This is a genomic window from Pseudarthrobacter xylosi (assembly GCF_055412765.1).
The window spans coordinates 335,671-347,536 of the sequence record NZ_JBVAYT010000003.1 but is presented as its reverse complement, the minus strand read 5'-3'; the positions used below and the strand labels follow the sequence as shown (position 1 = coordinate 347,536).

11 protein-coding genes are annotated in these 11,866 nt (G+C 65.4%); 7 read left to right on the top strand and 4 right to left on the bottom strand.

Features of this window, described 5'->3' with window-relative positions:
- Positions 1-34: 34 nt before the first annotated feature.
- From mihF to ACZY1F_RS09120, 6 genes are all read left to right on the top strand, one after another.
- Complete coding sequence (gene mihF, locus ACZY1F_RS09145) at positions 35-352, top strand: integration host factor, actinobacterial type (RefSeq protein WP_463941413.1); 318 nt, start codon at positions 35-37, stop codon at positions 350-352.
- A gap of 47 nt (positions 353-399) precedes the next feature.
- Positions 400-972: a guanylate kinase gene (gene gmk, locus ACZY1F_RS09140; RefSeq protein WP_463914563.1), complete on the top strand. Its 573-nt coding sequence runs from the start codon at positions 400-402 to the stop codon at positions 970-972.
- Between the two features lie 39 nt (positions 973-1,011).
- Positions 1,012-1,272 (top strand): DNA-directed RNA polymerase subunit omega, encoded by a 261-nt coding sequence (gene rpoZ, locus ACZY1F_RS09135; RefSeq protein WP_003800778.1) that lies wholly within the window; start codon positions 1,012-1,014, stop codon positions 1,270-1,272.
- Between the two features lie 29 nt (positions 1,273-1,301).
- Positions 1,302-2,552 carry a bifunctional phosphopantothenoylcysteine decarboxylase/phosphopantothenate--cysteine ligase CoaBC gene (coaBC, locus tag ACZY1F_RS09130; RefSeq protein WP_463941412.1) on the top strand — a complete coding sequence of 417 codons (1,251 nt, stop codon included), beginning with the start codon at positions 1,302-1,304 and terminating at the stop codon, positions 2,550-2,552.
- A gap of 78 nt (positions 2,553-2,630) precedes the next feature.
- Entirely contained in the window at positions 2,631-3,866 is a 1,236-nt protein-coding gene (gene metK / locus ACZY1F_RS09125; RefSeq protein ID WP_463914557.1) for a methionine adenosyltransferase, read from the top strand.
- Between the two features lie 11 nt (positions 3,867-3,877).
- The gene (locus ACZY1F_RS09120; protein WP_463941411.1) at positions 3,878-6,034 is read left to right on the top strand and encodes a primosomal protein N'; all 2,157 of its coding nucleotides are present in this window, start codon (positions 3,878-3,880) and stop codon (positions 6,032-6,034) included.
- A gap of 13 nt (positions 6,035-6,047) precedes the next feature.
- On the opposite strand, the gene ACZY1F_RS09115 is transcribed toward ACZY1F_RS09120, so the two are convergent.
- Genes ACZY1F_RS09115 through ACZY1F_RS09100 form a run of 4 tightly spaced genes read right to left on the bottom strand, consistent with a single transcriptional unit; the run spans position 6,048 to position 9,916 of the window.
- On the bottom strand, positions 6,048-7,124 hold the full coding sequence (locus ACZY1F_RS09115) for a glycosyltransferase family 4 protein (protein ID WP_463941410.1): 1,077 nt from the start codon (positions 7,122-7,124) through the stop codon (positions 6,048-6,050).
- A complete protein-coding gene (locus ACZY1F_RS09110; RefSeq protein WP_463941409.1) occupies positions 7,121-8,050 on the bottom strand; it encodes an alpha/beta fold hydrolase in 930 nt (309 codons plus the stop codon). Before ACZY1F_RS09110 ends, ACZY1F_RS09115 begins: the two co-directional genes overlap by 4 nt.
- Positions 8,051-8,061: 11 nt before the next feature.
- Positions 8,062-8,931, bottom strand: a complete 870-nt coding sequence (locus ACZY1F_RS09105; RefSeq protein WP_463941408.1) for an aldo/keto reductase — start codon at positions 8,929-8,931, stop codon at positions 8,062-8,064.
- A gap of 10 nt (positions 8,932-8,941) precedes the next feature.
- A complete protein-coding gene (locus ACZY1F_RS09100; protein ID WP_160671132.1) occupies positions 8,942-9,916 on the bottom strand; it encodes a sugar-binding transcriptional regulator in 975 nt (324 codons plus the stop codon).
- A gap of 178 nt (positions 9,917-10,094) precedes the next feature.
- Here ACZY1F_RS09100 and ACZY1F_RS09095 point away from each other — a divergent pair, with 178 nt between their 5' ends.
- A complete protein-coding gene (locus ACZY1F_RS09095; protein WP_463941407.1) occupies positions 10,095-11,852 on the top strand; it encodes a glycerol-3-phosphate dehydrogenase/oxidase in 1,758 nt (585 codons plus the stop codon).
- The last annotated feature ends 14 nt before the right edge of the window (positions 11,853-11,866 follow it).

The window sequence follows — 11,866 nt, the reverse complement described above, 5'->3', positions numbered from 1 at the left end:
TTGGGCTCTGCCGATGAATCCGGGGGTGTCCTCCATGAGCCTGCGACCCTTATCCGCTTCGGAACGCGCGGCCGCCCTGACCAAGGCGGCCGCCGCCCGGGCCGCCCGGGCGGCCGCAAAAGATCGCCTCAAGAACGGTAAGACATCGGCCGCGGACCTCCTTGATGCCTCCGCAGCGGACGACGCCCTGGCCCGGATGCGGGTGGTGGAGCTGTTGGAGGCCCTGCCTGGCATTGGAAAAGTCAGGGCTGCCGCCATTATGGAGCAGCTGGGCATTGCCGCGTCCCGCCGGCTCCGGGGCCTGGGCATTCACCAGCGCCAGGCGCTGGTAGATTTTATAGACGAGAAATAGGGCGTTCCTAGAGGCGCCCGACCCCAAACTCCGCCGCAAAGGAATACGTGAGCAAGAAACCGGGACTGACAGTCCTCGCTGGTCCGACGGCTGTTGGCAAAGGCACCGTGTCCACCTACATCCGGGATAACTACCCCGAAGTGTGGCTTTCCGTATCGGCCACCACCCGCGCTCCGCGGCCCGGTGAGCAGGATGGCGTCCACTACTTCTTCAAGTCCAAGGAAGAGTTCGAGTCGCTCGTTGCGGCCGGCGAGTTCCTGGAGTGGGCGGTCGTCCACGGACAGAACACCTACGGCACGCTGAAGAGCACCGTAAACGAGGCAATCGCCGCCGGCCGGTCCGTCCTGCTGGAGATCGATCTGCAGGGTGCGCGCCAGGTCAAGGAAGCCGTTCCGGACGCCCAGTTTGTGTTCCTGGCACCGCCCACCTGGGACGAAATGGTCCGCCGCCTGGTGGGCCGCGGCACGGAAACGGAGCAGGAGCAGCAGCAGCGGCTGGAAACAGCTAAACTGGAACTTGCCGCTGAACCGGAGTTTAACCACACCGTCATCAATGATGACGTTCGCCGGGCAGCGGACGAGCTAGTTTCACTCATGGGGCTGACCCCGCACCCGCACTAGCAGCCCGTACCAGTCAGCCCGTTAGAATTTGGAGAATTCGTGTCCACGAACCTTGAAGGCATCATCAACCCGCCGATCGACTCACTGCTTGAGGCAGCTGATTCCAAGTACGGCCTGGTGATCTTCGGTGCCAAGCGTGCACGTCAGATCAACGCTTACTACGCCCAGCTGCACGAGGGCCTGTTCGAGTACGTCGGCCCCCTTGTCGACACCAAGCTGAACGAGAAGTCGCTGTCCATCGCCCTGCGCGAAATCAACGAAGGTAAGCTCGTTTCCACGCCGATCGAAGCCGCAGAGTAAGTTCAGACTGCCCTGTTGACGGAGGTCACGTGCGCATAGTCCTCGGAGTCGGGGGAGGGATTGCGGCCTACAAGGTCGCTTCGCTCCTCCGGCTTTTTACTGAAGCCGGCCACAATGTCACCGTGATTCCCACAGAGGCAGCCACCCGCTTTGTGGGTGTCGCCACGTGGGAGGCCCTGTCCGGGAACCCGGTCAGTAACAGCGTCTTTGACGACGTGCACCAGGTCAACCACGTCAGGCTCGGCCATGAGGCCGACCTCATTGTGGTGGCACCGGCGACGGCGGATCTGCTGGCGCGCGCTGCCACCGGTCAGGCCAACGATCTCCTTACCAACACGCTGCTGATGGCCAGTGGGCCGGTGCTTTTCGCCCCGGCCATGCACACAGAAATGTGGCAGCACGCCGCCACCCGCGCCAACGTTGAAACGCTGCGAAGCAGGGGAGTGGCGGTCCTGGAGCCGGCCAGCGGCCGGCTCACCGGCACGGACTCCGGTCCCGGCCGCCTGCCTGAGCCCGAAGCCATCTTCGACGCCGCTATGGCTCTTGCCCAGGGTCAGTCCGATTACCAGCTTCCTCTGGCCGGTCGGACTGTCACCGTCAGCGCAGGGGGAACCCGGGAACCGCTGGACCCTGTCCGTTTCCTGGGCAACCGGTCCTCCGGAAAGCAGGGTGTGGCGCTGGCCGTTGCTGCCCGCAATGCCGGAGCCACGGTTCGGCTGGTAGCCGCGCATATGGAGGTCCCGGCGCCGGCCGGAGTCGACGTCGTCACGGTTGAGACTGCCTTGGAATTGCGGGAGGCGATGCTGGCAGCGGCGGTGGATTCCGACGTCGTGATTATGGCGGCGGCCGTGGCGGACTTCCGCCCCGCGGAGATCTCCGGCACCAAGATCAAAAAACGTGATGACACCGCTGACCCCGTCATTTCCCTGGTCCGGAATCCGGACATCCTCCAGGAACTGGTCGAACTCCGTGACCATGCTCCCGAACACCAGGCCACCCGCCGTAGCCAGCTGATTGTCGGCTTCGCGGCCGAAACCGGTGACGGCCAGGGCGATGTCCTCTCCTACGCGGAGGCAAAGCTCAGGCGCAAGGGCTGCGATCTCCTGGTGGTCAATCAGGTGGGAGCGGACAAGGTTTTTGGCCAGGACAGCAACTCGGTAGTCATCCTTGCCCGCTCCGGCGCCGAACCACAACTGGCCGCCGGATCCAAAACAGAGGTTTCGGTGGCCGTCATCACGCGGGCCGGCTATGAGCTGAACCACGTTTTGCCACGCGCCTGACCGAAAGGCACGCACTGTTTCCTTAGCACAGGGACACATGCCGCCGAAGGTCCGATTCCCAACCAGTAAGGTAGTTGAGTGACTTTACCGCTGCACATTCCCCTCACGCACGGGGCTACGCCCTCCGCCCTCCGGCTCTTCACGTCGGAGTCGGTCACTGAAGGGCACCCGGACAAGATCTGCGACCAGATCAGTGACGCCATCCTGGATGCACTGCTCGCCGCCGATCCCGAGTCCCGCGTCGCGGTGGAGACCATGGCCACTACCGGTTTGGTCCATGTTGCCGGTGAGGTCACTACAGACGCCTACGTCGAAATCCCGCAGATCGTCCGGGAGACCATCCTGGGCATCGGCTACGACTCCTCGGCCAATGGCTTTGACGGCGCCCGCTGCGGTGTGTCCGTCTCCATCGGTCAGCAGTCCAACGACATCGCCGGCGGTGTCTTCAATTCCCTCGAGGCACGCGAAGGCCGCCAGGAGGACGACTACGACCTCCAGGGCGCCGGCGACCAAGGCCTCATGTTCGGCTATGCCAGCGACGAGACCCCCTCATACATGCCGGTCCCGATCTGGATCGCGCACCGCCTGTCCGAACGCCTCACCCAGGTGCGAAAGTCCGGCGAGCTCTCCTACCTCCGCCCCGACGGCAAGACCCAGGTCACCATCGGCTACGACAAGGACGTCCCGGTTTCCGTGGAAACCGTCGTCATCTCCAGCCAGCACGCCGAAGGGACCAGCCTGGACCGCCTGCGCGCGGACCTCGCCTCCTTCGTGATTGAGCCCGTGTTGGCTGCAGCCAACCTGGACATTTCCCGGGCTGCCAACATCCTGAACCCGGCCGGCGAGTTCGTCATCGGCGGGCCCGTCGGTGACGCCGGCCTGACCGGACGCAAGATCATTGTGGACACCTACGGCGGCATGGCCCGCCACGGCGGCGGCGCCTTCTCGGGCAAGGACCCGTCCAAGGTGGACCGTTCCGCTGCCTACGCGATGCGCTGGGTTGCGAAGAACGTTGTGGCGGCCGGACTGGCAAAGCGTGCCGAGATCCAGATTGCCTACGCCATCGGACAGGCCCGCCCCGTAGGCACGTACGTGGAAACGTTCGGCACCGAAACAGTGGACCCGGCCCGGATCAGCGCCGCCATCGCGGAGATCTTCGACCTCCGCCCCCGTGCCATCATTGATGCCCTGGATCTCAAGCGGCCCATTTACGCGAAGACCGCTGCACACGGTCACTTCGGCCGCGACGATCCCGATTTCACCTGGGAGCGCCTGGACCGGGTGGAGGACCTGAAGGCCTTCTTCAACGCGTAGGCCAGCCTGCCATGGCCTCTGATGAGTCTGTCCCTCCCGGTGCGGTCCAGTTGTCGCTGCTGCAGGGCTTCCCGGCGAAGGCCAGGCCGTCCGGACCTCCGCTGGCCGCGCATCTTCCGGTGGCCAGGGTCCTTGTGGAGACGCCGCTGCCGCATCTGGACCGGCCCTTCGACTACAGCGTGCCAGCCGAGCTGGACGAGGCCGCACAGGCCGGCGTCCGGGTCAAGGTCAGCTTCAACGGCCAGGACCTGTCCGGCTTCATCATTGAACGGACGGAAGAGTCCGACGCCGGTCACACCCTGGTTCCCCTCCAGAAGGTCGTCTCTCCGGTCGTTGTCCTGACGCCGGCTGTCCGGGATCTGGTGTCCGCTGTTGCGGCCAGGTACGCGGGCACCGCGAGTGACGTCCTGCGCGTTGCGGTGCCTCCGCGCATGGCGAGGGTCGAAAAGGATTTCCTCGCCGCCTCCTCAGAAGAGCCAGCGGCCCCGGGTCCACTAGCTGATGCCGACGTCGCGGCCCTTGCTGGCCCGGACGCCCTTGCCGGGACGGAGACCGACTGGGCCGGATACCGCAACGGCCCGGCATTTGTCCGCCACCTGCGGGACGGCGGATCTCCCCGGGCCGTCTTCAACCCTCTCCAGGGATTCGGTCCGGCAGCATGGCCGCACCTGCTGGCCACCGCCGTGGCAGCAGTCCGTGCCTCCGGCCGCGGCGCCGTGGTGGTAGTGCCGGATTACCGGGACCTGGACCTGCTGGAAAAGGCGCTGCTGGAGGTACTGCCCGCCGACGATATCGCCCGGCTGACGGCCGATGACGGGCCCACCCCCCGCTACCGGAACTTCCTGCGCCTCCTGGCCGGGTCCGCGCGCGTAGCCATCGGCACGCGGTCTGCAGCATTTGCCCCGGTTCGGGATCTTGGCCTTGTTGCCTGCTGGGACGACGGCGATGACCTTCACATCGAACAGCGTGCCCCCTACGCCCATGCCCGTGATGTGCTGTTGCTGCGCGCTGACCAGGAAGCCACCGCCTGCCTGATGGCAGGTCACTCCAGGAGCACGGAACTCCAGCGGTTGGTGGAGGCCGGCTGGGCCATGCCTGTCGAGGCCGATCGGGCTTTCGCACGGCGGACCGTGCCCCGGGTGCTGAACACAGCGGACAGCTTCGAACAGGAACGCGACCCCCTGGCCCTGGTTGCGCGGCTTCCGGGTGCTGCGTGGCGAGCTGCCAAGGACGGGCTGGAACGTGGCCCCGTCCTGGTACAGGTGGCCCGCGCCGGCTATGCGCCGTCGCTCGTCTGTGAGACCTGCCGGGAACCTGCCCGGTGCCAGGCCTGCCAGGGTCCTCTGGCCCTGGCTGGTTCCAGCGGCAGCTCTGCAATCCCGCAGTGCCGCTGGTGCTCCACGCCGGCGCCGGAGTGGCTGTGTGCCCACTGCACGGGGCACAAGCTCCGCAAGGGCGCCACCGGAGTGCTGCGGACAGCTGAAGAGCTGGGCCGGGCATTTCCCGGAAAACCCGTTATTACGTCCTCGGGTGGAAACATCAAAGCTGGAGTTGGCAGCGCCAAAGCCCTGGTGGTGGCCACCGTCGGGGCTGAGCCCGTAGCGGAGGGTGGTTACGCTGCGGCGCTGCTCCTCGACGGTGACTCCCTGCTGCGCCGGGAGAACCTCCGTGCTGGGGAGGACACGGTGCGCCGCTGGTTCAACGCCGCAGCCCTGGTGCGTCCGGCATCCGACGGCGGGCTGGTGGTCATCACCGCAACGGAAAGCGTGGCTGTTGGCGCGTTGCTGCGGTGGGACCCGGCCGGGTACGCCCGTCGCGAGCTCGAACTCCGGATGGAACTCCAGCTGCCGCCGGCGGTCAGGATTGCCTCGATTACCGGCCCCCGGGCCGCCGTCGTACATTTTTCCGGGACCGTGGAGAAGGAACTGGCCACCGCTGGCGTGGCGCTGCGGACCGCAGGTCCGGCCCCGCTGGTGCTGACCGGGCCCGCCACCGGTGGAGCGGAGCGTGCCGCGGGGGCTGGGGAGGACACTCGGACCCTGCTGTTCTTTGCGTACGGGCAGGCAGCCACGGTCACCCGAGTGCTGCGTGCAACAAAGGCTGCGGCCGCCGCCAAGAGGAGCATGGAACCGGTGCAGGTCAGGCTGGACGGCGTGGACGTCCTTTAGCGGACTGGCGGCGTCAGCGGCCGCGGCGCGCCATGATGTCGTGGGCCACGTCCACCAGCTGCTGCGCGGATTCGTCCCAGCTGAACTCCTGGGCACGAACAACGGAACGGCGGGACACCTGCTGCCAGTGGGCGTCGTCGCGTAGTTTCTGCACTGCCGCGGCAAACTCTGCCGGGGACGCTGGATCAACGTAGGTTGCCGCGTCACCGCCCACTTCCCGGAAAATCGGGATGTCGCTGGCGATGACCGGGGTGCCGAGGGCCATGGCCTCCACCAGCGGGAGACCGTATCCTTCGGCGCGGGAGAGGCTCACCAGTGCGGTGGCGCGCTTGAGCAGGAGCGCGTATTCGTCGTCGGTGACCCCGTTGTGGAAGACCACCTTGGCGCCGGGTGGAACCATGATCTCCAGCTCGGCCCGGCGTTCCGCGGTGATTCTGCTCAGCAGGTGAAGGGTGAAATCGGGCAGCTCAGACATTCCGGCCACCATCGTTTCAACGTTTTTGTAGGGCATAAACGAACCCATGTACACGAGCGAATGCTCTGCGCCGGCAGCAGGATCGCGCGGGTCCTGCGCGGGCTGCGGGGCGTTGCTGATGATCCGCACCGGCCTCCGGGTGAGCCGGTACTTGGCCATCAGCGCTTCAGTGGTCCGGCTGATCGTGGCCACGGTGTCCGCCCGGTTGAGGAGGACGCGCTGCGGCCAGAACGCCTTATGGTACAGGCGCCACAGGACACGGACCGGTGCCGGCAGGAATCCCGGGGGAGCGGGGTGCTCGTAGTAAATGAGGTCATGCAGGGTCAGGACCAGGCCGTACTTGCGCCCCCAGCTGCCCATGGTCTGCATAGGGCACACCACAACGTCGGCCCCCAAAGGGTTGATCCTGCGGGCCACGAACAGTTCCAGCGGGGACAGCGGACTGTTGATCAGCGTGTACGGAACATCCGGGAGAAGCGCCAGCTGGCGCATGTCGCTGATGAGCATGGAAACGTCGGCCACCTTCGCGGTGGCCGCGATGAGGCTCGCCCCGTAACGGCTGATGCCGTCGTGGTGGTCGGTCCGGGTGAACCGTGCATCGATGACAATCTTCACGCGGGGTGGTCCTTAAGGAAGCTGCGGATGAAACCGGCGGCCGGGCCCGGCGTTTCGTAATGGATCAGGTGGCCGACGCCGGGAATGACTTTGAGGACACCGTCGGGGAGGAGCGCGGCGAGGCGGTGCTGGTCGGGCAGGGTGGCAATCTCGTCTTTTTCACCGGCGACCAGGAGCACCGGCAGTTCCAGCTTCCCGGCAACTTCGGCCACATGGCCGCTGACCGAGGCTGTGAACGATTGGAGGAGGCTCTCCCGGTTCGCGAACGCACTGAAGTAGGCATGGTGCTGGCCGTGGATGAAGCGGCGCAGCTCTTTGTCAGACGTCTTGGCCATGGCCTCGCTCATGACCCTGACAATCAGCGGACTGCGCAACAGTGCCAGGCCCAGCGGGCGGGGGAGCCGGGCCGCCAGCCGGTAGTAGAGGACGGCCAGCTTGGTCATGATCCCCTTGGGGCCCTCCAGCGCGGGCGCGGCGATGGGATTAATCAGGATCAGCGGTGTGATGGCACCCGGGTGGGTTGCCACAAAATGGGCCGCCACGATCGAGCCGAAGGAGTGCCCCAGGAGCACGGTGTCCGGACCAAGGCCCAGCGCCGCCATGAAGTCCGTCACAAAGGTGCCGTACTGCTCCACCGAATGTTTGCCGGAGGCGAACGCGGCGGAGCTGCCGAACCCTGGCAGGTCCGGCATGATGATGCGCATTTCCGGCAACTGGTCAGCCACCCGGAGAAGGCCGTGGTGATCGCCACGGAAGCCGTGGATGACCAGGACGGTGCGGGTATCAGGTGAGGGCTGGAGGGGTTCGTACGTCCAGTACGCCACGGCGCTGCCGTTGATCACGATGTCTGCGGCACGGGTGCGGGACGCCAGGCCGGCGCTGAAGAAGGAGGTCGCGGGGGATGGCTGTTGATCGGCGGTTTTCATGACCCTCGGTCCTAGTTGACATTGTCGGGGTGGGACCCCGTGCGTTGCCCGCGGTCAAGCTCAACCAAGGCTGCCATGTCGCGGTCTGAAAGTTCAAAGCCGAAGACGTCCAGGTTTTCCCGGATCCGGGCCTCGGTGCTTGCCTTTGGGATGGCGATGTTCCCCAGCTGGATATGCCACCGAAGAATGATCTGGGCTGCTGTCCTGCCGTGTTCGGCGGCCAGGGCCAGGACCACGGGATCCGACAGTACGTGTCCGCGCCCCAGGGGGCTCCAAGCCTCGGTCCGGATGCCCAACCTGTGGTGCTTCTCCCTAAGTTCCGCCTGCTGGAGCCACGGGTGCAGTTCAATCTGGTTCACGGCGGGCACCACCTCGGCGCTCTCGAGCAGATGGTCCAGGTGCACCGGCTGGAAGTTGCAGACACCGATGGCCCGGACCTTCCCTTCGCGGTACAGCGTTTCGAGGGCGCGGTACGTGTCGGTGAACAGGTCCCGCTTGGCACAGGGCCAGTGGATCAGGTACATGTCCACATAGTCCAGGCCGAGGTTGACCATGGACGTATCGAAGGCGCGGAGGGCGGCGTCGTACCCCTGGTCATCGTTCCACACCTTCGTGGTGACAAATACGTCCTCGCGCCGCAGGCCAGGCGAGGACTCCCCGGAGCCGCCGCTTCTGGCTTCGGAATCCATCGCGGGGCCCAGCCCGCGCGCCACGCCGGTTTCGTTGCCGTACATGGCTGCCGTATCAAAGTGGCGGTATCCGGTGCCCAGGGCCGTGGCCACCAGGCCGGAGGCTTCCGCTGCCGGAACTTTGTACAGCCCGAATCCCAACTGGTCGATCAGCACACCGTTGTTAAGGCTGAGCCGGGGTGAGTTTTTCATAGCATTGACTTTACCCATTGGGCCAGGCGACACCGCCAAAGCCCACCAGGCGGCGCGCGGTGGCTTCATCCACGATCAGGTCGGTGGCGAGGCCGGCGGATAGGGCGCCCCGCAGGCCGTTGATCTTCGATGCCCCGGAGACTACGCAGATCCGGCGCCGGACCTGGCGCAGCTGTGAGAGGGCCGGGCCCGTGGAGCGTTCGTTCAGGACGATGCCGTCGGAGGATCCGTCACGCCGGAAAAAGACCGTGGCGACGTCACCCACAACATCAGAATGGGCAAGCACCTTGAGGTCGCTTTCGTCCAGGTAGCCACCCGCGTAGACGTGGCTCGGGTAGTCGGCGTGCACGGATCCAACGCCAAAGATGGCGATGCTCATCCGGGCCTGCAGGTCCAGGATGCGCTGCACGCTGCGCTCATTCCACATGGCGGTTTTGGTGGCCGCATGGTCAAAAAAGGCTGGAACGGGGAACTGCTCTACACGGGCGCCGTATGCACTTCCGAAGCGACGCATGATGTCACTCGCGTAGGTGATGCCGGTGGTGTGCATGTTGCCGGCGCCGTTCAGCTGGACCACCACGGTATCGTGCGTGATCTTGCGGGTGAGGTGCCTGCTGACGGCACTGAGTGTTGATCCCCAGGCGACGCCGATGATCGCATTGGAATCCACCAGGGGGCCGATGGTTCGTGCTGCCTGGATGGCCACTCGGTCCAGGGTTTCCGCCTCGTTCAGGGACTCCACCACCGGAACCACGTGCACGTCCACGCTGTATTCGCGCCTGATCATGCTTTCGAGTTCGGGGCCGGTATCGAGCGGGTTGCGGATCTGGATCTGGACCAAACCCGTGTCCCTGGCGGCCGACAGGAGCCTGGAAACGGTGGACCGGGACGTCCGCAGTTCCCGGGCGATCGCGTCCATGGTCAGGTCCTGGAGGTAATACATCTGTGCAGCCCTGAGCGCATCTGAGTGCCGGGAAGGCGTCATTCGGACTCCATTCTGCACGTTTGTGCATACTGCTTGACTCCATTTTCCATTACTCCAAACAATAGTTGAAGAACGACGGTGCGTCCGGCGGATGCCCGCACGCCAATAAACCCAGGGAGCAGTTTTGGGAATCAGAAATTCATTCAGTCACAGCGGAGCCACGCCCGCCCACAGTCCGGTGCCGCGCACATCGGTGCAGGGTCTGCGGAAGCGTCCGCACGCCAAGGTCTTGATCATCGGCGGTGGCATCAACGGCGTGGGAACTTTCCGGGACCTCGCCCTGCAGGGAGTGGACGTGGCCCTGGTGGAGCGTGGCGACTACTGCCAGGGTGCCAGCGGTGCGTCCTCCCACATGATTCATGGCGGCATCCGTTACCTGGAAAACGGGGAATTCCGCCTCGTCCGGGAATCCGTGGTGGAACGCAACCGCCTCCTGCGGATCGCACCGCACTATGTGAAGCCCCTCCAGACCACCATCCCCATCTTCAGCACCTTTTCCGGCGTCCTGTCCGCACCCTTGCGGTTCCTCACGCACAAGCAGCAGGGCAAGCCCAAGGAGCGCGGCGCGTTCCTGATCAAACTGGGTCTGAGCATGTACGACTCGTTTTCCCGCGACGGCGGTGCCGTGCCGCGCCACCAGTTCCGCGGACGCAAGCGGGCCCTCGCCGAGCTGCCGCAGCTGCACCCCGGCATCAAATACGCTGCCACCTACTTCGACGCCTCTGTTCACAACCCTGAGCGGCTCACGCTTGATGTACTCCAGGACGGCGAAAAGGCAGGCCAAGTCAGCGGCGGGCCGAATGGCTCAACCGCGCGGGCCAGCAACTACCTCGCACTTCATTCTCTCGGCGGGGCCGCCACTCAGTCCGGCACCACGGTCCAGCTCCGCGACGAACTGACGGGCGAACTGTTTGATTTCACCGCGGATGTCATCGTCAACACCACCGGGGCCTGGGTGGACCTGACCAACGAAGCCATGGGGGCGGCGTCGGCCTTTATGGGCGGCACAAAGGGATCACACATTGTGCTCGACCACCCGGTGCTGCTCGAGGCCTGCAAGGGCCGGGAGATCTTCTTTGAACACACGGACGGCCGGATCGTCCTCATTTACCCCATGGGCGACAGGGTCCTGGTGGGAACCACTGACATCAACGCCGACATGGCGCAGGACGCCGTGTGCACGGATGAGGAGATCGAGTACTTCTTCAACCTGATCGGCCACGTCTTCCCGGACATCAGCGTGCAGCGTGACCAGATCGTCTACACGTTCTCCGGCGTCCGCCCGCTGCCACGCCACGACGCCACCCAGCCCGGGTTTGTCTCGCGCGACTACAGCATCGAACGGCGCACGCCGGATGCGGGGGCACCCGGCGCAGGAACCGCCGTCGTCCTCAGCCTGGTGGGCGGCAAGTGGACCACTTTCCGGGCATTGGCCGAGCACATGGCAAATGACGTGCTTGCCGAACTGGGGATGGAACGGAAGGTCTCGACGGCGAAACTCGCCATCGGAGGCGGCGCCGGCTTCCCCGAGGATGAGGCCGGAATCCAAAAATGGATCAAGGCCCACACGGGTAGCAGCCGGGATGCTGCCCGCTCTGCTGTCCTGCTGACGCGCTACGGCACGAGGGCAGACGACGTGATCCGCTACCTTGATGCCGGCCCGGACAGGCTGCTCCGTTCCACCCGTGAACTCAGTGTCCGGGAACTGGAGTTCATGGCCCGGAACGAGCAGATCGGGCACCTCATCGATGTCATGGTCCGGCGTACGTCGCTTGCCTTCCGGGGGCTGGTGACCGGTGAACTCCTCGTCGAGATAGCCGATGTCCTTTCCGGTCCGCTCGGCTGGGACGCGGCCGCCAGGGCAGACGAAATCCAACATGCCCGGGAGGTGCTGGAGCGCCTCCACGGCGTGCAGATCCACAGCCTGGTGGCCTAGGCAGGCCAGGCTGC

Coding starts and splice junctions, on each gene's coding strand:
- mihF (WP_463941413.1), top strand. CDS start 35: ATGAGCCTGCGACCCTTATCCGCTTCGGAACGCGCGGCCGCCCTGACC.
- ACZY1F_RS09120 (WP_463941411.1), top strand. CDS start 3,878: ATGGCCTCTGATGAGTCTGTCCCTCCCGGTGCGGTCCAGTTGTCGCTG.
- ACZY1F_RS09110 (WP_463941409.1), bottom strand. CDS start 8,050: ATGAAAACCGCCGATCAACAGCCATCCCCCGCGACCTCCTTCTTCAGC.
- ACZY1F_RS09105 (WP_463941408.1), bottom strand. CDS start 8,931: ATGAAAAACTCACCCCGGCTCAGCCTTAACAACGGTGTGCTGATCGAC.
- ACZY1F_RS09100 (WP_160671132.1), bottom strand. CDS start 9,916: ATGACGCCTTCCCGGCACTCAGATGCGCTCAGGGCTGCACAGATGTAT.